The sequence below is a fragment of the Salipaludibacillus daqingensis genome (genome assembly GCF_029891575.1).
GTDB lineage: Bacteria > Bacillota > Bacilli > Bacillales > Salisediminibacteriaceae > Salipaludibacillus > Salipaludibacillus daqingensis.
Genome location: NZ_JARZHF010000003.1, coordinates 158,536 through 182,877, shown reverse-complemented (window position 1 = coordinate 182,877; position 24,342 = coordinate 158,536). Strand labels below are relative to the sequence as shown.

Below are 24,342 nucleotides of genomic sequence, written 5' to 3'. Positions count from 1 at the left end.
CTTTGTTTAGCCTACTTATTTTCGTTACGGTTGTAAATGAAAAAGTAGGAATCTTCCAAGCAAAATAATAGAAAGAGGAGAACGGTGGGAAGAAATGACGATTTATCCTTCCTTTCAACAAATATCCATGAAATATGGTAATAAATTCATGTAATTCTGTCCATATTTATACTATAATATAGTTATAATGCGAGGTTTTAAGCAATAGTTCACTAGATGGCATCTAGTTTACAACTAGACGCTTTTATTATGTCTTCTAATATTTTTTTAGATCGATTATAAAGGAATATAAAAGATTAACCTATTGTTTTTAAATCGATATGTAATCATCAAGGGGGAAGACAAATGTTAGTAAATACATATCAAATAAGATACGTGGCGATTGGACTGATCGTAGCCGTTTTAATATTTACGGGGTTAACGTTTTTATCTGACGATACAGAAACAGGGTCTAATACTAATACGAATATAGATGGCAATCAAAACTCAGAACAAAACACATTAAATCAAGACCATGAATTGGATCCGTTGATTGTTTCTGGCTTTGAGGACATTATTCCGGTATCTGCTGACATCATTGATTTAGCAGTTAATGGGGAGAAGGTTGCCTTTTTATCAAAGGATGATCAAGGAAGTAACTTCAAACTATCCGTCGGAAACATCGCAAATGAAATGGAAGAAATAACGGTTATTGATGACTTTTCCAATAGTGATGAGGGATCGACTCCTTCGATTACGTGGGATCCTGAGACGAACCAAGTCGTCATGAATGTAAAAGAAAATGGGACATGGCAACTTGTAACATATGACGTCGATTCAGGAGAGAAGGAAGAATTGCATACATTCGACGAAGAGATGATTAGCAATGTGTCGGTAACTGCATTTGAGAACCAGTGGTTTTATGCACAACTCCTTCCAAGTGATCCAACGAAGACGACAGTGAGAATGAATAATTCCTCATTCGACGCACCAATGGATATTTTTCAAGTGGATGGGATGAATGAAAATGAGTTAATGATAGAAGAAGTTGCTGTATCCCCTGACCGAAACCATTATGCATTTACGATGTATGAGGAAGGTGAGGAAGAACAACAATTATGGCTCTATGATTCAACTGAAAATAGTAAACAGCGCATTTCAAGTGAAGGGAAACATGCTGGGGAAGCTAGTTGGTCAAAAGATGGCCAATTATTAGCGTATACAGAATCTGTTCAAGATGAGGGCAAAGCAATTGCTACGTATCACGTCACTAATGATGAACAGTGGATGGTGACAGAAGAAAGTGGACAAAGTTATGCACCTGATTGGACGAATGATAACGAATTAATTTTTGCGAGTGAAACAAATGATGACTTACAACTGTTTAAAATAGACTTCCAAGAAGCGTTCGGATCCGAATTAACGTCTGAAGAGGAAGCGACAGAAGAACATTCTTCGTATGATGTCGTGATTCTGGATGGTATCGTTGTAGATCCTGAAACAGAAACGTTCAAATTCGGCTATAATGTAGGTGTAAATGGTGGCGAAATTGCCGCGATTACAAACGAAGATATTGAAGGGGAAGAGACGATTGATGCGGAAGGAAATATCGTTACCCCAGGGTTCATTGATATTTTATCTTTTAATCCTAATGGCGGTGGCGAACATTTCAAAGTAATGGACGGCGTAACGACTCATTTAGGGATGCACGGAGCAGGAATTGAGTTCCAAAGTATGTTTGATAATTTGGAAAATCGCGGGATGATTAATCATTTCGGTGGCGCGATCCAACACTCTCATATGAGAACGAAATTAAACCTTGGGCCACATGATGAAGTGAATGAAGAGCAAATCGAACAGATGCGAGAAATGACCCATCGTTCTGCTCGTGAAGGAGCGATTGGAATCTCATTTAGTCCAGAATATTATCCTGGAACAACACCTGAAGAAATAACAGCAATCATGGAAGTTGGGAAAGAATATGACTTAGTTTCCTTTTTCCACGTTCGTTATTCAACCATGTTTGCTGAGAAAACGAACATTGACGCATTGGAAGAAGTGATCGGTTATGCCCGAGACTTAGATGCCCCAGTGCAGGTGCAGCATATAAACAGTACTGGTGGAACGTTCTCGATGGAACAATCAATCGGTATGATTGACGATGCGAGAGAAGAAGGCTTAGACATTACGATTGACCTTTACCCATATGACTATTGGGCAACATGGGCAAATACAGCGCGATTCGATTCTGGTTTTCTGGAAAGGTTTCAGCTTGATTACTCCGATCTACAAGTAGCGAATACGGAGGAGAGATTAACCGAAGAGACGTTTAATCAATATAGAAGTGAGCGAACGTTGTTAATTGCATACGGGATTCCTGAAGACGATGTGAAAAATGCGATGTTACCTGATTACGCAATGATCGGTAGTGATACAATCATGGTTCCACCTGATTATAATAATCACCCTCGTGGATCAGGAACGTTTTCACGAACGTATCGAAAATATGTAAAAGAAAATGAAACGATTCATTTTATGAAAGCACTACAAATGATGACGACCCTTTCTGCAGAACGTTTAGAAAATGTCGCACATGCATTGCAAACGAAAGCAAGGTTCCAAGTTGGTATGGATGCAGATATTAATATCCTTGATTACGAAAAACTAACAGATACGGCTAGTCCAGAAAATGTTGCGAGTTTTTCAGAAGGTGTTGATTATGTATTAATTAATGGTCAAATTGTGAAAGAAAAAGAAGGACTTAAGAAAAATGTTTTACCAGGTGAAGTCATTCGCAGTGATTTTGACTGATATATATTACCTTGAAAATAAAAAGTGACACCACCATCATGTTGCTAAATAATCGCAGCGGGATCTATCACAAAAATGAAGCGTTATGGAATAACTCCTTAGCGCTTCATTTTTTTATTTCGTCGTTGAATTATGAAAGGCTTCGTGTATATTTTATATTCTTTCCGTTTCTCTTTGTTTCGTAGGAAAAAGAATCGTTTCTGCTATTTTATGTTTATGTGCTGGCATCTCTTGTTTTTTTCGGGTGATTTGTCGATCCGTTCTTTTCAAACTTTCACTTAACTTGCGAGCCATTTTCATAACAAGATTTAGTCGTGTGTTTTGTAATACAAAAAACTCCATCATACCACCAATATTAACAACGCCGGCAATGTGAATATTTCCGGTAGGCGGAAGGGTTTTATTTAGAGCGGCACCAGGTTTTAACGGACCATTTCCAACGATAATTGTACCAATGGAAGTGGCACGTCCAAGACAAGCATCGAGAGCGATGATAAAAGCATTAGGATGTTTCTCGTCAATTAACGCTAAATAGTCAGCTAAATTTTTTCCGTGTACGGGTTCTTCTAATGTCCCGTAAATAATAAGATTTTCTGGTCTTCTTTCTTTTAACAATGTTCCAGTTAATGGTCCAAGCGAATCGCCTGTAGAGCGGTCGGTGCCTATACAAACGACAACAATTGGCATATGAGGATCGGGTATTAATCTAATCAATTCATTAACGATTTTTCCAGTTACAAAAGGTGACGTGATCGGAAATCTATTCTGTATTTGATTCGTTTCTTCATTAGTATGGTTCATATACATTCCCTCCATTCGTTAAATAGAACATATTTTGTTCATTATAACGCATTATTGAACAGATAGGAAGTAGTTTATATCATATATTTTCAGGTAGCATACATGTATGCTTCTTATGCTATGATTAGCGCTAGTTGAAGTGAAATAAATCTTGCGAAAAAAGGGGAGGATTGTATGTCTAATGATGAGAAAAAGTTCCTTTTGGATCAGCTAGAATGGGTGAAAAAACAAAAGGAAGGATATGATACATTGGAAGAGAAACTCCACGAAATGAAGGCAATTGCTGAGGAAGCTATGCAAGAATCACTGTCACTAGATGATCGGCGCCAATTACAAATACAATTGGATGAACTGAAATTAGAACTAGACCAACTATATAAGAACTTCCGACAAATCATACATTAATCGATCTTTTTTGAAAAAATAAGGTGATAACCTAAACATTCGATTTTTTTATCCGATAGGAAAGATAGATGAGCAATAGAAGGACTGAAAACAGAAAAAAGAGTGAGTAACTTCTCACGATTTTGTTCTGTTTTTTTATTTTTATCGATAATAATCGGGTCGTGTGGGCGTATAAGCCACTTCCTAAAAAAAAGGGTGATTAGATGAGAATGTCGGGATTTGCTTCCGGAATGGATATTAATCAAATGGTCGGTGACTTGATGAAGGCTGAACGTCAGCCGATTCAAAAAATGCAACAAGACCAGCAAGAATTAATTTTAAAGATGGGGGACTATCGCGAGGTAAATCGTGAATTCATGCAATTTCGCGACAATACCTTTGACACAGTCATCCGCCGCTCGAACATGGATGCGAAAGAAGTGACAAGTTCCAACGAAGGTTTAGTAAGCGCCTCAGCTTCAGCAGGAGCTGCGAATGGAGCATATACGATTTCAGATGTGGAACTAGCACAATCTGCGAATAATTTTAGTTCAGAAGCTATTGTTGGAGAAGGTGAAGAATTGGATCCAACTACTAGTTTTATCGAACAGCATGGCTCGTATGGTGAAGGAGATATTATTGAATTTGGAATGACGACATTCGATGAAAATGGCGATGAAGTGGCAGTCGCTTTCACATTTGATGAAACGGATAGCTTAAATGATATTATGGGTGAAATTAACAATTCTGCACTTGGTGTGCAAGCTTTCTATGATAATAATACTCAAAGGGTTTCTATTTCTAGAAAAGAGACTGGAGTATTTAATCCAGATTCAGATACTGATAATTATGCTGGGGAAATTAAATTTGGAGCAACTATAGATGAAGAGGAGACGAGTGGAGATTTTTTACGGGATGTTTTAAACCTTGATGAAGGAAATGAATCCGAAGCTCAAAACGCTTCTTTTACGTTTAATGGCTTAGAAATGGAACGTCAAAGTAATAATTTTGACATCAATGGTGTGAACATTACTTTAAATGATCAATTTACTGATCCAGTTACATTAAATGTTTCTAATAATACAGACGAGATTTTTGATACGGTTATGGGATTTGTTGACGACTACAATGAACTAATCGAGATGGTTGATGGGAAAGTATCTCAAGAGTATCATCGCGACTATGCCCCTTTAACGGACGAGCAGCGAAGGGAAATGTCCGAAAGCGAACAAGAAATGTGGGATGAACGAGCAACAAGTGGGCTTGTTCGTAATGATCGAATGCTTACTGGTGCTTTGAATCAAATGAGACAGGATTTTTATACGCCAGTAAATGCAGATGATCCTAATCAAACATTTACTCAAATCACGGAAATAGGTATCTCAACGACGAGTAATTATCAAGATCGTGGTCGCCTAGAAGTAGATGAAGCACAGCTTCGGTCCGCAATTGAAGAAGATCCTGAGTCAGTGTTCCAAATGTTTGCAGCGGACGGAGAAGAGACAGAAGAACGAGGCGTGGCAAGAAGAATTCGTGACTCATTAGGCGGAAGCATTGAGCAACTATCGAATCGTGCCGGCCGATCTGAAATGGCATCTAATCAACAATTCACAATAGGGCGTGAGATCGACCAGGCGAGCGACCGTATTTCCAATTTCGAACGTCGAATGCAGCAAGTAGAAGAACGCTATTGGTCTCAGTTCACTGCGATGGAGCAAGCGATGGCTAAAGCTAATGCCCAGGCGGAACAATTGATGTCACAAATGGGTGGCATGGGCGGCCAACCAATGTAAGTTAAAAATGAGATATTAGTTGGCGCTAAAAGAGGAAATCACTCTTTTAGCGCTTTTTGTGGTTTGAGTTGGTGGGTTGAATAAGGACTGGAGTGGGCGAGTCGAGGTGCGGCGTCGGCGAAAAATGTCGAAAATTGTTATAATGCACTTTCTCAACCTTATAATGCACATTCGCACCGCTATAATGCACTTCCACGACTTTATAATGCACATTCGCACCGCCATAATGAACTTCCGCAACCTTATAATCCACTTTCCCCCTCTACCACTACATTTCTAAACGATTTCCTCTCTATATGAAACAAATCTATTAACAAACGTCATTACCTAACCGATATATCTATTAGATGAAAACTATCCTTCTTTTTTGAAGAAGATACGACGACAATTGCATAGACAAAAGAATAATAGATGAGGAGTGGTTTAGATGAGACTTTCAGGCTTTGCCACGGGTATGGATATTAATCAAATGGTAACGGATTTAATGCGAGCTGAACGGATGCCGATGGATCGGATGAAACAAGATCAGCAGCAGATGGAATGGAAAATGGATCAGTATCGACAAATCAATGTGAAACTAGATCAGTTTAGAACGAGCATCTTTGATACGATTCTTCGTCGGTCAAACATGATGGCGAAATCAGCCTCAAGCTCCAATGAGCAACTCATTAAAGCAACAGCGACAGCGTCTGCTGGAGAAGGAACATTTCGAATTAGTGAAGTAAAATCACTAGCAACGGCGGCAACGAATGCGAGTACTAATGAGATTTCTAGTGGAGATAAGATTGATCCGACGAAAAAGCTAGCAGACCAAAATTTTCGAGATGAAACATTTTGGAAGACCGGAGTTGTTAATCGACAGGTCGTTACGGTCGATCAAAAACATACAAATATTGATTTGAATACAGAATTAGGAAACCCTGATTCTGTCGTTGTGAGAGTGAACGGTGTATCTTATCAAGTTGTCGAAGCATTTGGCGAAGGAGATATTCGTGCAACGCAAGTGATGGTTAACAAAGGTACTGGGACTGATGGAAAAGACGAACTCGAATTTGCTTCGGCTGTTTCTAAAGGCGCACGCATTGAAGTAACTGACTTTGAAGAGGTTGAAGGCGGAAAAGATACATTTACTACGTCAGAGATCACAACATATAACGCAAATGGGCAAGAGGTGAAAGATACGTTTGTGATTACTGACAATCAAACGATGAACGATGTTATTAAGCAGATGAATAGCTCTTCTACTGGTATCAACGTTTTTTACGATGCTTTTTCTGACAAAGTTTCAGTTAGTAGAACTCAGACTGGAAACTATAATGAAGGTGGAAATGAAATGACTTTTTCCGGTGATTTCTTTTCAAAAGCTCTGAGCTTAAATAATGCGAATGAACAAGGCGGCACTAATGCTGTCTTCACAGTTAATGGTCTAGAAACGCATCGCCAATCGAATACGTTTACGATGAACGGTGTAACGATGACGTTGCAAGGAACATTTGAAGCGGGGACGAATTCCGTTACCATTGGTGCTTCAACGAATGTGGATAAAGTCATGGACACGATCAAAAGTTTTGTTGAGGAATACAACGAACTTGTCGATATGGTTAATGAGAAAACAGGGGAAGAGTATTATCGTGATTATCGGCCCCTAACAGATGATCAAAAAGACGCGATGACCGACAGGGAAATCGAACGCTGGGAAGAAAAAGCGATGAGTGGTTTGCTTCGTAATGACCGAACGCTTCGTAGTGGTTTCAATACGTTCCGGATGGATATGTATTCCCCAGTGCAAGGACTTGATGCAAATACGCTTAATCAAATTGCTCAGATTGGGATTACGACAACGAATAATTTCCGTGATGGTGGTAAGCTAGAAATAAATGAAGATAAACTTCGTAAAGCGATTGAAAGTGACCCAGAAGCTGTTTATCAATTATTTGCCGCTGATGGACCAACACATGCTGATAAAGGGTTGGCCCGTCGTGTTCGTGCCAGTGCCGATGGTTTGATTGATCGTCTTTCTAGGACAGCTGGTGGGATGCGTGGACGGAACTTGAATCACCAGTTTACACTAGGTAGAGAAATGAACAATTTGGAAGATCGTATTTCCAACTTTGAGCGTCGTATGCAGCAAGTAGAACAGCGTTATTGGTCGCAGTTCAACGCGATGGAAAAGGCGATCGCCCAGTCGAATGCACAAGCTGAATCATTATTTGCTCAATTATACAGTGGAATGTAATAGGTTTTTCACTGTAGTGTAGAACGTATCAAAAAGCAAAGCGATTGCTTTGCTTTTTACATATAAGCTAGGAGGTACATCGTATTATGTCGGTATTGAGTGACTTACACCAGATCACCAAAGAATTGAGCGACCATTTATCTGAACCTTTACCAAAAGATGAAGGTCGTGAAGAATATATTGAAATGATCGATTCGCATTTAGCGAAACGGCAAAAGTTATTAAATGAGTTGCAAAGACCTGTTGGTGAACAAGAAACGAAACTTGCCAATGAACTGATCGAGATGAACGAAAACGTTAACCGGCGTATGCAAGTCGTACAAGGGGAGATCAGAACGGATATTAATCAATTGAAGAAGCGAAAAACCACTGGTAAAAAGTACGAGAATCCTTATAGTGGAAGAACGGCGGACGGTGTGTTTTTTGATTCGAAAAAATAAATGAGATCGATGAGGAGCGAAAGCGTCTTGATCGAAACAAGATAGACATGATTTTTCCAAAATAGGTGTAAGGTCGGGGGTATTTAGCCGATATAAGAATAGAGTTGAACAAAAGTGGGAGTTGATGCACATGGAAGTGAAATCAATGGGTTCGATGTCTGTAAATGATTTGTTTCAGCAGGTGAAGTCGGAGCGCAGTCCGACGCAAGCCCGGCAGAGTAATGAGGCACAGGGAAGTGTGGATACGTCGTCTAGGCATGCGGAGAATGAGTCTCGTGTGCAGGGGAAAGAGTGGTCTCTTGAGGATTTGGACTCAGCGATGGAGGCGATGAATGACTTGAGTTCGTTTCGAGCGACTTCGTTGCAGTTTGAGCAGCATGAGGTGTTAAATCGGACGATGGTGAAGGTGGTTGATCGTCAGACGGACGAAATCGTGAAGGAAATTCCACCAGAAGAATTTCTTGATATGATTTCGTCGATGTTGGAGTTTGCTGGAATCATCATTGATGAGAAGGTTTAAGTATGTGATTTGGAGGGGGACTCGATTTTTTCGACATTCGAGTTCTTTTTTTATTTTTTTGTTAAAAATAGATGAGGTTTGTCCGATAATATGGATAGGTGACCATGACAATACGACTAGGACGTTGACGTTTTGTTCTATATGGTGAATGTTAGTTTTTGAAAAGGAAGGGGTGTCGTTGTTTTATGGCAGTTAATAATCCTTATGCGACGTATAAGCAGTCTTCGGTGGAAACAAAGTCGGCGGGAGAGCTTACGCTAATGCTTTATGATGGATGTTTGAAATTTATGAAGCGAGCAGAAAAGGCGATTGAGGACAACAATATAGAGGAAAAAAATACAAATTTGATTAAAGCACAAAATATTATTCGTGAGTTGATGGTGACATTAAATACGGATGTCGCTGTCAGTGGAAATATGATGCAGATGTATGATTTCATTATGGCGAAGCTTGTTGAGGCAAACACAGGAAATGATGTGAATTCATTAAAAGAAGCGGAGCGCTTTGTCATTGATTTTCGCGATACGTGGCGAGAGGTGATTAAGTTAGATCGTCAGCAGCGTCATGGGACATCACGATCATCTGCAGGTGAAAATGAAGGAGCTAGTAATCGTTCCAAAGGACAAGCATTAGGACGGATTACTCCGGAGAAGAAAGCTGTTGAAAAACAGCCTGTAGAAGCGAATGCTAGTGTGAAAACGCCAGTAGCGAGTAGTAGTGCTAGTGCTAGTGCGGCTAGACCTTCTGCACCTCATAATCCGTATGCGAAAGCGACAACGAACAATCCTTATGCTCAAGCGAAACGAGCGGCAGCAGCAGCGGGAGTTAGTGGGACTAGTTTTCGTAAGTAAATAAATATGTTCGGAACAGCGTGAGTGACAGTTAACCTGTCGCTTGCGCTTTTTTGGTGACATCCTGCAATGTAACACCTTAGTATGCGATAATCTGTTAAAATAGAAAACATCGAATCTTTTCATGGAGGTGGAGTGTTATTTCAAACAAACTGACAAGTGCTCAGCAAACGTTTTTGGCAAATTATCGCGATTTGCTATTAGAAGTAGAGAATGCGGTTCAATATGTCAGCGAGTGTTATATTAAAGATGATTATGATATTGGTGACCGACTGTTGAAAAGTGTCATGGAAGGATTGATTCCTTATAATGAGGAAAATGTAACGATTCAATCGATCTTTATCCAAGATGATATGGCAATGAAAACGTTGACGCGATTTCAAGAGTCGGTCCGTTCGGCACTTATTGTTGAAGAGGCTTATCATGATGAACAACAACGAATGAGATTTTTGCACGAAACGCTTCTACCGCGAAAACAAAAGTGGAAAAGTGTTGTGGAGAAATATTTGTATTTGATGGACAACTAGGAGGAGCGAGCATGCCAAGAATAGATTTGCCACTAGAGGAACTAAAAAAATACGAGGGGTTGAATCCGAAACCTGCAGATCACCATTCGTATTGGGAGCGAGCACTAGAAGAGATGCACCAAGTTGACTCACATGTAAAGATGGTGCCGAGTGATTTTCAAGTTCCTTACGCGGACTGTTACGATTTATATTTCACTGGTGTCGGAGGAGCGAGGATTCATGTGAAATACGTCAAACCTTCCACTTCAACGATGCAAACTTTAAATCAATCAACTATTCCAGCAATTTTGCAGTTTCACGGATATAGCATGGATGCTGGTGATTGGAGTAGCAAACTTCACTATGCGGCACTTGGTTACGCGGTTTTTGCTATGGACGTTCGTGGACAAGGGGGACAGTCGGAGGATGTTGGTGGCGTTGTTGGTAATACGTTGCAAGGACATGTGACCCGAGGATTGGATGATCATGAAGACCGGCTATTTTTCAGACAAGTGTTTTTAGATACGGCTAAGCTTGCACGAGTTGTGATGGATATGCCTGAGGTGGACGAAGAAAATGTCGTTGCGACGGGATGGTCTCAGGGAGGGGCGTTGTCTCTTGCCTGTGCGGCCCTTGAACCTCGTGTAAAAAAAGTAGCGGCAGTTTATCCATTTTTAAGTGACTATCTACGGGTGTGGGAGATTGATTTAGCAGTCGATGCCTATCAAGATATTCGCCGCTATTTTAGAAGGTTTGATCCACAACATAAACGTCAGCAAGAAGTGTTCGAAAAACTTGGATACATCGATATTCAGCATTTAGTAGAACGGATTGAAGGAGAAGTGTTAATGGGTGTTGGACTAATGGACGAAATTTGTCCTCCTTCGACGCAGTTTGCCGCCTTTAACAAAATTACTGCTAAGAAACGATTGGAAATCTATCCTGACTTCGCTCATGAAAATTTACCAGGATTGCATGATACGATTTTGCAATTTGTTTTGGAAGAGGAAATGTAGTTACGAAATAATGGAACTTTCTTTGCTATGTTTTTGGCAAGCTAATTATGAACAAGCGTCAGCAAATGCTAAAATAAGCATTTGCTGACGCTTTACTTGTTATGTGAAGACAATAAAAACCCCTCGCCTGTACAAAGGGGTTAAAGACAGGCGAAGGGTTTATATATCAAATATAAGGGTTAATAAAGTTGGGTGTAAAAACAGTATGCCCAATCGGAAAAGATCTTATACATGGAAATAAATTAATTTTATTTTAAATATGACAATCATTTTATATCCTTGCAGTTCTAACCATGAGCAACCTATTTACATCCATTTATTGTTACATTTCTTTTAAGATCACAGAACTTAAAGCTTCGACCTCAAGAGAAAGTTTGCGATTTTTCACTTCGTGACGGCCTGTTCCATTAGCTTTACGGAACGTGCCTTGCGAAATGTCTGATAGCTCTATCTTTTGTTTTTTCTCACTTGCATTCATAACAATAATGAACCGGTCAACTTCATCTTTACGTTCGAAAGCGACATACTTGTTATCCTTTTCAGCGGATAGAAAGCGGAATGTACCATCTTGTAACGCTGGATGATCTTTGCGTAACGTAATGAGATGTTTATAGAATTCGAACATTTCGTGATCTTGATGTTCTTTTTCCCAGATCATCGGTTGACGGCAACCAGGGTCTCCGCCACCTGTCATGCCAATTTCATCACCATAATAAATACAAGGTGCTCCCATATATGTCAGTTGGAACAATGCTGCTAACTTCATGCGATCTTTGTTTTCAGCAGCAATATGCAAAAGCCGCGGAGTATCATGGGAATCTAATAAATTAAATGCTACTTCATTTGCTTGCTTTGGATAAGCAATTTGCATCGCATCTAAGCGACCCATAAAAGATTCAGCGTCAATTTCATCTTTTACGAAAAAGTCGAGGATACTGTTTGTTACAGGATAGTTCATCACTGCATCAAACTGATCACCGTCAAGCCAAGCCATTGAGTTATGCCAAATTTCACCTAGAATGTATGCTTCTGGGTTTGCTTGTTTTACCGTGTCACGGAATTCACGCCAGAAACGATGGTCTACTTCGTTAGCTACGTCAAGTCTCCAACCATCAACGCCAATATCTTCTACCCAGTAACGAGCTACTTCAAGTAAATAAGCTTTTACTTCTCGATTTTCCGTATTAAGTTTTGGCATTTCTGGAACAAAACCGAACGTGTCGTAATTTAATGGGTCAGTAGACAAAGGAAATTCCTTTACATGGAACCAATCTTTGAAGCGGGATTTCTCTCCGTTTTTCAAGACATCTTGGAAAGGAGGGAAATAGAAACCAGAATGGTTGAATACAGCATCCAGCATGATGCGAATTCCTTTTTTGTGCGCTTCATCTACGAGTTTTTTAGCTGTTTTGTTATCACCAAACTGCGGATCAACTTTTAAATAATCGATCGTATCGTATTTGTGATTGGAGAATGCTTCGAAAAATGGTGTGAAATAGATACACGTAATCCCAAGCTCTTTTAAATAATCGAGATTATCAATGACACCTTGCAAATCACCACCAAAGAAATTATCTCTTGTTGGTACGGCGTCATGAGTCCACGCTTCCACATTTTTTGGATTTAATGAAGGATCTCCGTTGGCAAATCTTTCAGGGAAGATCTGATAGAATACAGCATTTTTAACCCACTCTGGTGGTGTATGAACGTCAATTGGATTTAAGAAAGGGAATTCAAACATCCCTGATGGTGACCAAAGCATTCCAACTCCTGAAGAACTCATCTCATCTTCCGTAAAACCTACCTCGTTCCAAAAAACAGTGCGTTCACCTTTTTCAAATTTAAACGCATAGGCGAATCGGCGGAATGGTGGTTTAATAGCCACTTGATAATAATCGAACATCGTGTCTTTTGCGAAAACTTCCATTTTTGTTGTCGTAATTTCTTCAGGGACAAAATTGTACTTATCTCCCCAAACAACGGAAACGTGATCCATATCTCCTCGTTTCGTACGTACGCGGATGTGCAATGTTTCCTGATCATAGGCATAGGCGTACTGAGACTTTGGTTGATGATAAATAGCTTCTAATAACATGAATAATCCTCCTTCAGGGATAAGCCCCCGACTTTTTTGCTTGTAAGCTTTGATATTTTATTGAATATCTTTGTAAACACCGCTAAAATAAAGACAAAGTATTATCTATGAACAGAGCTTTGATGAAATGAAAGCTCATGTCCAACGTCAGTAAACGAACGGTGAGAACACTCTCGTTCGAGTAACAACAAACGTCCTTTTGTTAAGACAGACAAAGTGCAAACGTTTGCGCTAATGCTAATAAAAAAAGAACTTTACAATACATTTAGTATAGCATTCTCATGAAAGCGTGTCCATGTTTCCTTGCATGGTACATTCGTTTTCATAATTATGTGATCGTGCTACATACATGGAAACAAGGTAACCAATTATCAGACTTGCTTTTCTTAAAAAACTTGAAATGAGGAATGAATATGACGAAAGATATTTTATTATTAGAACCAGTATTAAAAGAAAAAATTTGGGGTGGTACCAAACTTAAATCGATGTTTGGTTATGATATTCCTAGTGAACAAACGGGAGAGTGTTGGGGCATTTCTGGACATGAAAATGGATCGAATACCGTTGCTAATGGTCCATTTAAAGGAAAAACTGTTCGGCAATTGTGGGAACAACACCGCGACCTTTTTGCTAACGAAAAAGGTGAGGAGTTTCCACTACTCGTCAAAATTATTGATGCACAAGATGATTTATCAGTTCAAGTACACCCTGATGATCAATACGCAAAAGACAAAGAAGGTTATGATTTTGGAAAAACCGAATGTTGGTACATTTTAGATAGTGATCCAGGAGCGGAACTCGTTCTTGGACATACAGCGTCATCAAGAGAAGAATTAGAAAAACTCGTAAATAATCATAAATGGGAAGACTTATTTTTGCGGGTTCCGGTGGAAGTAGGTAACTTCGTTTATGTACCGAGTGGAACGGTTCATGCGATAGGTAGTGGTGTATTGCTTCTAGAAATACAGCAAAGCTCAGACATTACTTATCGCTTTTATGACTATGATCGTCCTGGACAAGACGGAGAAATGCGAGAGTTACATATTGAAGACTCGATTGCATGCTCGATGGTTCCACATCGCGATGCCTTATTAGACCGACCTATATGGGAAGAGGAAGGATTAACAATAGAACGATTAATAAAAGAAAATTACTTTACGGTGCATAGGTGGACGTTAGAAAAACAAGTAGGAACGCTTCGTCGAATGAATCATTCTTATCAGCTTGTGAGTGTGATCGATGGTGCGGGACAAATCCAAACGGAGGAGTCGGTACATTTAGTGAAAAAAGGAGATCATTTTATTGTGCCATCTCATGTAGACCACTATGAAATGAATGGGGATATGACGTTAGTGGTGTCAGAAACGACGAAATAAAGTATATAGTAAGCTTGTGTTTTATCCTATGAGTGGGCGCTCAAGTTTATTTGAATAAGGGCAGAGCAGAGTTATCATTTGAGTCAATGGCAACCCTGCTTTTTTCTGGAGTTATTTATATTGAACCTCTTTGCTTTCAAGGATGGACCGAAGCAACATGTCATCTGAGTTGATATTTTCCATATGCTTAATTTCCATGTTAATTTTCATTTCTTTCAGCCTTTTCTCAATGTTTTTGAGATATTCCTCTTGTTCAAATAAATGGTCTTCAAGATCGTCTTGCTTTATCATCTTTTTTTCGATGGAAACGATCTTATGAATGATAACCTTTAATAAATCAATTTCTTTCATTAACATAACCCTCCTGTTCATACGTTAATTATGAAGTTGATTAAGGTTGAGCTGGATTATCTGATATGTTTTGATCTTGATTTATAATTGGTGGGGCAGGTGTTGGTGGTGAAGGGTGGGTCTCATTGTGAGAATTCATGTGCGAAGGTTGTTCACTAGAAGTAGCTGGTTTTTGTGGAATATGAACACTTTGCTCATGGCTTTCAATCTTCTTTAATAGCAAAAAAGTAACTGTTTCCGCAATCACATCAGGAACCGTTAATCGCTTTTGGTTATCTAACTCAAATGACCTCATTTGAATTCTACCGTTACAAGAGATTAGTGATCCTTTCGTGCAGTAATCAGCAATCGTTTCAGCTAGTTTATTCCAAGCTACTAGTTGAATAAAATCTGTATCATAGTTTCCAGCTTGGTTTTTAAAAGTCCGACGAACGGCTAAAGTGAATCGAATAAAGTTTGTCCCGTCTTTGGTTGTCTGCAATTGTGGACTTTTCGCCATACGTCCTATTAACGTAAATTGATTTAACATTTTAATGTTCACTCCTTCGAATAGTAAGTATTGGTTTACGTCTTTGTAAGCTTCATTGTAAATCGTTAATGTTGTGGTACTAACCTCCTTCTTGAAACACGATAAAATCATGAAAATAAGGCAAAAAGAGATGAACATCATTTATCTATAGCCTTATTCATGACGAGCGTGTGTTCAACACCTTACGTAGATAACTTTCTCCATATAAAACTCAAACTATGTGTAATAGTGAGCAATAGATAGCAGAGGAAGTGGTTTAGTTGAATAATTTTGCTGAACACAAAGGCGTATGTATGAAACAATCGCCGAGAATGAAGTATATGTAAACGAGAAACATGCTGAAGGAAAGAAGTCTAAGGAAGGCTCGTTTAACAATCGAGGAAAATGGAATTAAGTTGGTGAAACAATAGCAACCATTTGATTACTATATTAGTATTTTATTGAATATCCTAGGGCTATTCAATAAGCCTTTAGACCTATTTAATAATTATTATTGCACTTATTGACGATTTTTAATAATGTTTGACGAAAAAAGGTATGCGTTATCATTGCTGTATTCATAGGATTTTGGTGAATTGTCGAAATAATCAGTCTGAAATCGTTTGACGAACACTTTAACCCTTGTTATATTTGAGGTGTAGGTCGCTTTACACTACAGATTTTTAACGAAAGGATTGTGTTAAGAATATGCAAGGAAAAGTGAAATGGTTTAACGCAGAAAAAGGTTTTGGTTTTATTGAAAGAGAGGATGGAGATGACGTTTTTGTTCATTACTCAGCCATAGACCAAGAAGGTTATAAAACATTAGACGAAGGTCAAGAAGTTCAGTTTGAAATTGTAGAGGGCACTAGAGGACCGCAAGCAGCAAATGTCGTTAAAGTATAATGAAGCTTTATTGAAATACTATAAAAAACAAGTTTAGTAAACATTGATTGCTTCAATAGCTTTGAGATAAGTCTAGAAAAATAGGCATATTTATTTTATGTTATGTTAGCAAAGTTCACCATTCATTTGCGTTTGAGTAACATAAGCTTCATAATAGAATATACCACTAAATGAGTATTAAATTCATAACTTACATGAAACCCACATAAGAAAGTAGACTTTTGAAATACAACCCGTTTCCAAATAGTGGGGAACGGGATTTTCTTATTTGAATGTGATGAATCTGTTATGGATAAAATAATCATAAGGCGGTTAAGACCACAATCTCTTTATTTTTGCTAAAAAATAGACGTTTTACGGATGTCTATTATATAAATGACTTTTTTCGATTAAATTTGCAAAGTTTATTTATGTTTTAGCAGGAATATAAACAGGGTATGTGGAATATTACATACATAACCGAAAGGAGGAATTTGCTTATGAATTTTAATATTCGTGGCGAAAACCTAGATATTACTCCATCATTGAAAGATTATGTAGAAAAAAAGGTAGGAAAACTCGAAAAGTATTTTGATACGGTTCCTTCATCTGATGTACACGTAAAGATGAGCGTACTAAACAACGATCAAAAAGTAGAAATTACTATTCCAATGCCTAAATTATTATTACGTGCTGAAGAAAAGCATACAGACATGTATGCGGCAATTGATCTTGTTATTGAAAAGCTAGAAAGACAAATTCGTAAACATAAAACGAAAGTGAATCGTAAGTTCCGTGGTGAAGATAGCTTAAAGTATATGTTTAAAAATGAACTAGAACCATTAGCGGAAGAAGAACCAGCGGATGATGACATTGAAGTTGTTCGTACAAAACGCTTTGATCTGAAACCGATGGATGCCGAAGAAGCTATTTTACAAATGGACATGCTTGGACATAACTTCTTTGTATTCTCCAATGCAGTAAACGGGTTTACAAATGTGGTTTACAAGCGTAAAGATGGACGTTACGGTTTAATCGAACCAGAATAAACCGACTAATAATAAAAGCGTCTCCTACGGGAGGCGCTTTTTTATTGTTATTTATTGGGAGTCTAGCTATCTCTAAATGGTTTGTTAGTGCTCTGAGTAAATAGTGACCCTAAAAGAGTAATTTGGCAAAAGAAAGGGTATTAGAGCAACCGACTAGTGACCCTAAAAGAGTAATTTGGCAAAAGAAAGGGTATTAGAGCAACCGACTAGTGACCCTAAAAGAGTAATTTGGCAAAAGAAAGGGCATTAGAGCAATCGACTAGTGCCCCTAAAAGAGCAATTTGGCAAACCAAAGGGCATTAGAGCAACCGACTAGTGACCCTAAAAGAGTAATTTGGCAAACCAATGGGCATTAGAGCAACCGACTAGTGCCCTCTAAAACCTTTTTCCAACCTACCTTTGTAAAATGACCACAAAAAAATCCCGCCAAAGTTACTTCTGGCGGGATTAATTATATTACTTTTTTACGGAAACAACTTCAACATCAAAATTCACATTTAAATATTCAACGTCGCGTTTCCCAATTTCCTTATTTTTTAACGATACGAATGCGATCCGTTTCGCCAGTATTTGTACGTCCAGCTTTTTCAATCTTGACAGATTGTTCTTCGCTTAAATTAGTGAAGATAACTGGCGTGATAACAGATGGAGCTTTTTCGCGAATAGCATCGAGATCAAATGTTAGAAGAGGTTGACCAATTGTAACTGTGTCCCCTTGTGCAACATGAGCTTCAAAACCTTCGCCTTTTAAGTTTACTGTGTCAATTCCGACGTGAATCAAGATTTCAGTTCCGTCTTCAGCTTCGATACCGATAGCGTGTTTTGTTGCGAATAGGTTAACAATTTTTCCATCAACAGGAGAAACAACCTTACCGTCTGCTGGATCGATTGCAAATCCATCACCCATCATTTTTTCTGCAAACATCTTGTCTGGTACTTCAGAAAGAGGTTTGATGTCCCCTTTTAAAGGCATAGATACTGCGATGTTGCTAACAACAGGAGCTTGAGTTTCATTTGCTCCTTCTTCTTCAGGAATAGGTGTTTTACCTTTAATAATATCTTCCATTTGTCCTTTGATTGTTTCAGAACGTGGTCCAAAGATTGCTTGAATGTTTTTGTCAATTTGCATGACACCTGATGCACCGAGTTTCTTCAAACGATCTTTATCTACTTTAGAAACATCTTCTACACTAATACGTAGACGAGTGATACAAGCGTCAAGGTATGTTAAGTTCTCTTTTCCACCAAAGGCTTTTAGTACTTCGAATGGAAGTTCTGTGTTTCCAGCTTTTTTGTTTCCAGCTTGCTCATCGTCTCCATTCGCTTCTTCACGACCTGGAGTCATTAAGTTGAACTTTGTAATAGCAAAGCGGAAACCGAAGTAGTAAATGACCGCAAAGACGAGACCAACTGGTATGACGAGCCACCATTCTGTTCGGCCAGGTAAGATACCGTATAGGAAGAAGTCAATAACCCCACCTGAGAACGTCATTCCGATTTGAACGTCTAATAAATGCATTGTCATAAATGATAGTCCGGCAAAAATCGTGTGTACTGCGAACAATAGTGGAGCAACAAACAAGAAACTAAATTCAATTGGTTCTGTGATCCCTGTTAAGAAAGAAGTTAATGCAGCAGAACCCATGATACCTGCAACAAGTTTCTTCTGATCAGGGCGAGCACAGTGATAGATAGCTAATGCAGCAGCTGGAAGACCAAACATCATGAATGGGAATTTACCAGTCATGAAAGCACCAGCAGTTAATTCCGCACCATCGCGAATTTGGTTGAAGAAGATTTGTTGATCTCCTCGAATAACATCTCCAGCAGCATTTGTATAAGAACCAAATTCAAACCAGAATGGAGAATAGAAAATATGGTGTAAACCAAACGGAATTAAGGCACGTTCAATAACACCGAAAATAAATGTTGCTAATGTACGGTTTGATTCTGTCATGAAAACAGAGAATGTGTTCAACCCATCTTGAGCGAACGGCCATAAGAAATTCATTGCAACACCAATAAGAATCGCAGAAGCGGCTGTTACAATTGGTACGAAACGTTTTCCAGCAAAGAATCCTAAATAAGATGGTAATTCAATGTTGTAATATTTATTGTACATGTAAGCCCCGAGAAGACCGGCAATAATACCACCGAAAACCCCAGTTTGTAAGGTTGGTATACCTAAAACGTTGGCGAAAGCAGGGTTGTCAGCAACCATTTCAGGCTGGACACCACTGATGACACTCATTGTCATGTTCATGATCAAATACCCAATAATTGCGGCTAGACCTGCTACACCGTCACCACCAGAGAGTCCGATTGCGACACCGACGGCAAATAAGAGAGCTAAGTTTCCAAAGATGACACCACCAGCTTCTTGCATCATTTCTGCCATTAGGGCAACCCAAGCTGTGTCTAAAAAGGCGAATCTTGCAATCATATCCGGGTTTTGCATAGCATCACCGAAAGCTAGCAAAATACCAGCCGCTGGTAAAAGTGCGACGGGAAGCATGAGTGAACGACCGACTTTTTGCAGTGTTCCAAAAGCATTGTTAAACATGTTTCATTCCTCCTAAATAATTTTTTAATAAATAAATAATAGCTATGTGTTAATGAAAATGTGCAAACAACATACAAAAAGGCATGAACGAAAAAAGAATGTAGGTCGCCCAAAATCAGAGAAAAAACTTCTCATCATAGGCTGTCCACTACAATCCTTTTTCACTCATGCCTGCATAACCAGTAACACGGAAAAAGAGTCGTTGTTAAACGAAATTCCGATATATTATTTGTTTGTTGTGTTATCCAGTCGCTGTAAATGCAAAGTCAAATAAACGGCTTCGGCATCTGGGACTGTTTTGTGTAAGCGCTGTTGCATGATTTTCATCAACTTCCAGGACAAAGTGTAACATAAAGGATATTCGACTTGCAACACTTTTTTTAAACTATCTTGATTTTCAACATACGTTTCTGTTTGTATCCGTTCAATAGCATGATGCAAGTGACGAACTAGTCTTAGGTAGTTCATGTCTTGTCGATTAATTTTAGTTTTCAAATAATCTTCTATAATGGTTACTAGTTCACTTACAAGCTGCGTATGACGGTTAATTTCAGCCAAATTCCGATTAGTAAGGGCGCTGTGAATGTGCAAAGTGATAAAACCAATCTCACCTTCCGGGATGAGAATGTTCAGTTCATCATTAAGCCATTCAATTAACTCAGTTGCCGCTGCATACTCTTGAGGATAGGCTAGTTCCGTCTCTTGTAAAAATGGATTAACAATACCATGCCCTTTTCGAATTCGTTTAACAGCAAAATAGAGGTGATCAGTTAAACCAACATGAATATGCTCATTTAATTTTGCGCCAAATCGAGTTTCCAATTTTTCAATAAATTCATTCATGATGCCAATAAAATCTTCATCAACATATTCCAGTAAATTCATAAACTGCTTTTGTTCATGGGCATCTTTAAGGACGAAAAACTTTTCGGCGTGTTCTCCGGCAACTTCTTGTCCAGGTTTTTTTCCGAAACCAAGACCTTTGCCAATAAGAACAACTTCATCGTAGTTAGGGTGCTTCGCGATGATTACATTGTTATTTAATACTTTTATTACTGACAGCATCACATCATCTCCGGAAATACTTAGTCAGATGACTTTTTTACCATGACTGAATGGTTTAAAAGACATCTGCGGCCCAATTTATAGCAGGATCACGACTCCGGTTTCTAGACCGGCAGATAAAAACGTTTACAGTAAAACAATTATAGAGAAGAGTTTCCTTTAGTTCAATAAGAAGTTGTGATAATTGTAAGGTGAATCTCTTTCTATCATTCCTTTGTACTAAGACTTTACCTAAATATTAGGTGAGTGATAGCTACTTCCTAGCAGTGATGTTGTATCTTTTAACTGGTAATACTGGGAGGTGTGGCTTGCCGTGTTTTTGTTTTATTCTCCTCTGCTTGTAAGCGATGATGCAAACTGATAAAATATACTGTAGCGTAAAGTCAGTGATTAACGATGAAAACATAGTTTGTTGATGCCAAAGGGTATTGTGTCAGATCGTCTGACCGCAATTTGGCATGAATTAAGGCATAGACTTGAAGACTTGAAGGAAACGGATCGCGTACGTTATGTCGATGTGAGTCATTCATATGATCATAGAAAAAATGAAAAGGGAGCCATGTCCGATGTTAGGTTTATTAAGAAAGGTCATTGGAGATACAGATGCTAGACACCTAAAGAAATTACAAAAAACGATTGATGAAATTGAAGCACAAGGTGAAGATATGAAGAAGCTCAGTGATGATGGGCTTCGCAAAAAAACAGATGAATTTAAAAAACGTTACCAAGATGGAGAAAAATTAGAGTCACTCCTTCCTGAAGCTTTTGCTGTTGTCCGAGAAGCAGCCACACGCTCTCTTGGGATGACTCATTATCCTGTCCAGTTATTAGGTGGGGTTGTTCTTCACCGTGGGGACATTTCAGAGATGAAAACAGGGGAAGGTAAAACGCTAGTTGCTACCTTGGCAGTTTATTTAAATGGGATTACGGAAAAAGGCGTCCATGTCGTTACAGTGAACGAATATTTAGCTCGACGTGATGCACAAGAAATGGGAAAACTTTATGCCTTTTTAGGTTTAACTGTTGGATTAAACGTAAGTGGGATGACGAAAGAAGAAAAACGAGAAGCATATTTAGCTGATGTGACGTATGGTACAAATAATGAATTTGGTTTTGACTACTTAAGAGATAATATGGTGACATATAAAGATCAAATGGTTCAACGTCCGTTGCATTTCGCCATTGTCGATGAAGTGGACTCGATTTTAGTAGATGAAGCGAGAACGCCACTGATTATTTCTGGCTCAGCAGCGCGAACGACAGAGCTATATACAGCGGCTAATTCCTTTGTTCGTATGTTAACAGAAGAAGTAGACTATACGTACGATGAAAAAGCAAAAAATGTACAGATGACAGATGATGGGGTAAGTAAAGCAGAGCGAGTGTTTAATATCGAAAATTTATTTGACTCTGAACACGTTCAGTTAAACCATCATATCAATCAAGCATTAAAAGCACACAAAGTTATGATTCGCGATGAAGATTACGTTGTTGATGATGGCGAAGTGGCGATTGTTGACCAGTTTACCGGTCGCCTCATGAAAGGACGTCGTTATAGTGACGGACTCCATCAAGCCATTGAAGCAAAAGAAGCTCTGGAAATTAAGCGAGAAAGCATGACGCTTGCTTCAATAACATTTCAAAACTACTTTAGAATGTATGAAAAGCTTGCAGGGATGACGGGAACGGCAAAGACAGAGGAAGAAGAATTCCGTAATATTTATGGGATGAATGTTTATTCTGTTCCAACAAATGAACCGGTCATTCGTGAAGATAAACCAGACTTAGTTTATAAAACGATGGACGGAAAGTTCAATGCCATTATTGAAGAAATTAACGAGCTTTATCAAAAAGGCCAGCCAGTTCTTGTTGGTACTGTTAGTGTCGATACTTCCGAATTAATTTCTAATAAACTTAAAAAGAAAAAAGTTCCGCATAATGTATTGAATGCTAAAAATCACGAAAAAGAAGCAGAAATTATTGAAAATGCCGGTCAACCAAAAGCTGTAACGATTGCGACAAACATGGCTGGTCGAGGAACGGATATCAAACTAGGAAAAGGTGTTGTAGACCTAGGTGGGTTATTTGTATTAGGTACGGAGCGTCATGAAAGTCGCCGAATTGATAATCAGCTACGTGGTCGTTCTGGTCGTCAAGGAGATCCAGGTCGTTCTCGCTTTTTCTTATCTTTAGAAGATACGCTCATGCGTCGTTTTGGATCAGAAAACATGGGTAAAATGATGGAAAGAATGGGCATGGACGAAGATCAGCCTATCGAAAGTAAACTTGTTTCACGTGCTGTAGAACAGGCTCAAAAACGGGTGGAAGGAAATAACTTCGATGCTCGTAAACAGCTCCTTCAATATGATGACGTTATGAGAGAACAACGTGACGTCATTTATGAACAGCGTATGGAAGTGTTGGAAGCAGAAAACCTTCGTCCCGTTGTTGAAAAAATGTTGGAATCGACTGTTGAAAGAAATGTTTCTGCTTATACGCCACAGGATGACGTTCCAGAAGACTGGAATTTACAAGGTATTGTTGACTATATGAATGCAACGGTCTTAAATGAGCAAGAAGTGACGTTAAGTGAAATTAATGGACTTGAACCAGAAGAAATGGTGGAACTGATTACAGAAAAAGTTCAAGCTGATTACAATGATCGAGAAGAAGCGTTCACTTCTGAAACGATGCGAGAGTTTGAGCGAGTTATTCTCCTTCGCACAGTTGACACGAAGTGGACGAGTCACATAGACCAAATGGATCAGCTAAGACAAGGGATTCACTTACGAGCTTACGGCCAAAATGATCCTCTTCGAGAGTACAAGTTTGAAGGTTTCGAAATGTTTGAAGAGATGGTAGCAAGCATTGAAGAAGAGGTATCTCGCTATATTATGAAAGCGCAGATTCAGTCAAACTTAGAGCGAAAACAAGTTGCTGAAGGAAAAGCTGTACACAGTAGTTCAACGGACAATAGTAAAGAAAGTAAAATGAAAACGCCTTTCCGAAAAGGAGAGACAGTTGGTAGAAATGACCCTTGTCCTTGTGGCTCTGGGAAGAAATACAAGCAATGTCACGGTAGATAGTTTCGCCAAGACATGAGAAGGTGCTTT

Annotated in this window: 18 protein-coding genes and 1 pseudogene; 13 read left to right on the top strand and 6 right to left on the bottom strand. The window is 38.9% G+C overall.

The window, feature by feature from the left end; translation table 11 throughout:
* Window positions 1–345 precede the first annotated feature (345 nt).
* The gene (locus QDN89_RS07725) at window positions 346–2,790 is read left to right on the top strand and encodes an amidohydrolase family protein (protein WP_280769535.1); all 2,445 of its coding nucleotides are present in this window, start codon (window positions 346–348) and stop codon (window positions 2,788–2,790) included.
* A 153-nt stretch (window positions 2,791–2,943) separates the two neighbouring features.
* Here the strand turns inward: QDN89_RS07725 and yyaC are convergent, their stop codons facing one another.
* Entirely contained in the window at window positions 2,944–3,591 is a 648-nt protein-coding gene (yyaC, locus tag QDN89_RS07720; protein ID WP_280769534.1) for a spore protease YyaC, read from the bottom strand.
* Window positions 3,592–3,765: 174 nt separating this feature from the next.
* Here yyaC and QDN89_RS07715 point away from each other — a divergent pair, with 174 nt between their 5' ends.
* From QDN89_RS07715 to QDN89_RS07680, 8 genes and pseudogenes are all read left to right on the top strand, one after another.
* A complete protein-coding gene (locus QDN89_RS07715) occupies window positions 3,766–3,996 on the top strand; it encodes a hypothetical protein (protein WP_280769533.1) in 231 nt (76 codons plus the stop codon).
* A gap of 203 nt (window positions 3,997–4,199) precedes the next feature.
* Window positions 4,200–5,768 (top strand): flagellar hook-associated protein 2, encoded by a 1,569-nt coding sequence (locus QDN89_RS07710; RefSeq protein WP_280769532.1) that lies wholly within the window; start codon window positions 4,200–4,202, stop codon window positions 5,766–5,768.
* 427 nt (window positions 5,769–6,195) lie between these two features.
* Window positions 6,196–8,004 carry a flagellar filament capping protein FliD gene (gene fliD / locus QDN89_RS07705; RefSeq protein WP_280769531.1) on the top strand — a complete coding sequence of 603 codons (1,809 nt, stop codon included), beginning with the start codon at window positions 6,196–6,198 and terminating at the stop codon, window positions 8,002–8,004.
* 86 nt (window positions 8,005–8,090) lie between these two features.
* Window positions 8,091–8,444 (top strand): flagellar protein FliT, encoded by a 354-nt coding sequence (gene fliT, locus QDN89_RS07700; RefSeq protein ID WP_280769530.1) that lies wholly within the window; start codon window positions 8,091–8,093, stop codon window positions 8,442–8,444.
* Window positions 8,445–8,574: 130 nt separating this feature from the next.
* Window positions 8,575–8,964, top strand: coding sequence for a flagellar protein FlaG (locus QDN89_RS07695; protein WP_280769529.1), 390 nt, complete (start codon window positions 8,575–8,577; stop codon window positions 8,962–8,964).
* Window positions 8,965–9,149: 185 nt separating this feature from the next.
* Window positions 9,150–9,533 (top strand): annotated as a pseudogene (gene fliS / locus QDN89_RS07690) (flagellar export chaperone FliS); the annotation flags it as partial.
* 398 nt (window positions 9,534–9,931) lie between these two features.
* The gene (locus QDN89_RS07685) at window positions 9,932–10,342 is read left to right on the top strand and encodes a DUF8042 domain-containing protein (RefSeq protein ID WP_483414566.1); all 411 of its coding nucleotides are present in this window, start codon (window positions 9,932–9,934) and stop codon (window positions 10,340–10,342) included.
* 11 nt (window positions 10,343–10,353) lie between these two features.
* Window positions 10,354–11,337 (top strand): alpha/beta fold hydrolase, encoded by a 984-nt coding sequence (locus QDN89_RS07680; protein ID WP_280769527.1) that lies wholly within the window; start codon window positions 10,354–10,356, stop codon window positions 11,335–11,337.
* A gap of 322 nt (window positions 11,338–11,659) precedes the next feature.
* Here QDN89_RS07680 and QDN89_RS07675 read toward each other — a convergent pair whose 3' ends face one another.
* Window positions 11,660–13,432, bottom strand: a complete 1,773-nt coding sequence (locus tag QDN89_RS07675) for an alpha-glycosidase (RefSeq protein ID WP_280769526.1) — start codon at window positions 13,430–13,432, stop codon at window positions 11,660–11,662.
* A 413-nt stretch (window positions 13,433–13,845) separates the two neighbouring features.
* Here QDN89_RS07675 and manA point away from each other — a divergent pair, with 413 nt between their 5' ends.
* Window positions 13,846–14,808, top strand: a complete 963-nt coding sequence (manA, locus tag QDN89_RS07670) for a mannose-6-phosphate isomerase, class I (protein ID WP_280769525.1) — start codon at window positions 13,846–13,848, stop codon at window positions 14,806–14,808.
* Window positions 14,809–14,919: 111 nt separating this feature from the next.
* Here manA and QDN89_RS07665 read toward each other — a convergent pair whose 3' ends face one another.
* Window positions 14,920–15,159, bottom strand: coding sequence for a hypothetical protein (locus tag QDN89_RS07665; protein ID WP_280769524.1), 240 nt, complete (start codon window positions 15,157–15,159; stop codon window positions 14,920–14,922).
* A gap of 40 nt (window positions 15,160–15,199) precedes the next feature.
* Window positions 15,200–15,688: a single-stranded DNA-binding protein gene (locus QDN89_RS07660; RefSeq protein ID WP_280769523.1), complete on the bottom strand. Its 489-nt coding sequence runs from the start codon at window positions 15,686–15,688 to the stop codon at window positions 15,200–15,202.
* Between the two features lie 687 nt (window positions 15,689–16,375).
* On the opposite strand from QDN89_RS07660, the gene QDN89_RS07655 reads away from it, so the two are divergent.
* Window positions 16,376–16,573, top strand: coding sequence for a cold shock domain-containing protein (locus QDN89_RS07655; RefSeq protein WP_280769522.1), 198 nt, complete (start codon window positions 16,376–16,378; stop codon window positions 16,571–16,573).
* A 479-nt stretch (window positions 16,574–17,052) separates the two neighbouring features.
* Window positions 17,053–17,601, top strand: a complete 549-nt coding sequence (hpf, locus tag QDN89_RS07650) for a ribosome hibernation-promoting factor, HPF/YfiA family (RefSeq protein WP_280769521.1) — start codon at window positions 17,053–17,055, stop codon at window positions 17,599–17,601.
* 529 nt (window positions 17,602–18,130) lie between these two features.
* Here the strand turns inward: hpf and ptsG are convergent.
* Together ptsG and glcT are read right to left on the bottom strand one after the other, a co-directional pair.
* Complete coding sequence (gene ptsG, locus QDN89_RS07645) at window positions 18,131–20,164, bottom strand: glucose-specific PTS transporter subunit IIBC (RefSeq protein WP_280769520.1); 2,034 nt, start codon at window positions 20,162–20,164, stop codon at window positions 18,131–18,133.
* 225 nt (window positions 20,165–20,389) lie between these two features.
* A complete protein-coding gene (glcT, locus tag QDN89_RS07640) occupies window positions 20,390–21,229 on the bottom strand; it encodes a glucose PTS transporter transcription antiterminator GlcT (RefSeq protein ID WP_280769519.1) in 840 nt (279 codons plus the stop codon).
* 566 nt (window positions 21,230–21,795) lie between these two features.
* Here glcT and secA point away from each other — a divergent pair.
* A complete protein-coding gene (gene secA / locus QDN89_RS07635; RefSeq protein WP_280769518.1) occupies window positions 21,796–24,315 on the top strand; it encodes a preprotein translocase subunit SecA in 2,520 nt (839 codons plus the stop codon).
* The last annotated feature ends 27 nt before the right edge of the window (window positions 24,316–24,342 follow it).

Bases quoted from the DNA above. Each gene is read 5' to 3' on its own strand.
- QDN89_RS07725 (WP_280769535.1), top strand. From the start codon at position 346: ATGTTAGTAAATACATATCAAATAAGATACGTGGCGATTGGACTGATC.
- yyaC (WP_280769534.1), bottom strand. From the start codon at position 3,591: ATGAACCATACTAATGAAGAAACGAATCAAATACAGAATAGATTTCCG.
- QDN89_RS07715 (WP_280769533.1), top strand. From the start codon at position 3,766: ATGTCTAATGATGAGAAAAAGTTCCTTTTGGATCAGCTAGAATGGGTG.
- QDN89_RS07710 (WP_280769532.1), top strand. From the start codon at position 4,200: ATGAGAATGTCGGGATTTGCTTCCGGAATGGATATTAATCAAATGGTC.
- fliD (WP_280769531.1), top strand. From the start codon at position 6,196: ATGAGACTTTCAGGCTTTGCCACGGGTATGGATATTAATCAAATGGTA.
- fliT (WP_280769530.1), top strand. From the start codon at position 8,091: ATGTCGGTATTGAGTGACTTACACCAGATCACCAAAGAATTGAGCGAC.
- QDN89_RS07695 (WP_280769529.1), top strand. From the start codon at position 8,575: ATGGAAGTGAAATCAATGGGTTCGATGTCTGTAAATGATTTGTTTCAG.
- QDN89_RS07680 (WP_280769527.1), top strand. From the start codon at position 10,354: ATGCCAAGAATAGATTTGCCACTAGAGGAACTAAAAAAATACGAGGGG.
- QDN89_RS07675 (WP_280769526.1), bottom strand. From the start codon at position 13,432: ATGTTATTAGAAGCTATTTATCATCAACCAAAGTCTCAGTACGCCTAT.
- manA (WP_280769525.1), top strand. From the start codon at position 13,846: ATGACGAAAGATATTTTATTATTAGAACCAGTATTAAAAGAAAAAATT.
- QDN89_RS07665 (WP_280769524.1), bottom strand. From the start codon at position 15,159: ATGAAAGAAATTGATTTATTAAAGGTTATCATTCATAAGATCGTTTCC.
- QDN89_RS07660 (WP_280769523.1), bottom strand. From the start codon at position 15,688: ATGTTAAATCAATTTACGTTAATAGGACGTATGGCGAAAAGTCCACAA.
- QDN89_RS07655 (WP_280769522.1), top strand. From the start codon at position 16,376: ATGCAAGGAAAAGTGAAATGGTTTAACGCAGAAAAAGGTTTTGGTTTT.
- hpf (WP_280769521.1), top strand. From the start codon at position 17,053: ATGAATTTTAATATTCGTGGCGAAAACCTAGATATTACTCCATCATTG.
- ptsG (WP_280769520.1), bottom strand. From the start codon at position 20,164: ATGTTTAACAATGCTTTTGGAACACTGCAAAAAGTCGGTCGTTCACTC.
- glcT (WP_280769519.1), bottom strand. From the start codon at position 21,229: ATGCTGTCAGTAATAAAAGTATTAAATAACAATGTAATCATCGCGAAG.
- secA (WP_280769518.1), top strand. From the start codon at position 21,796: ATGTTAGGTTTATTAAGAAAGGTCATTGGAGATACAGATGCTAGACAC.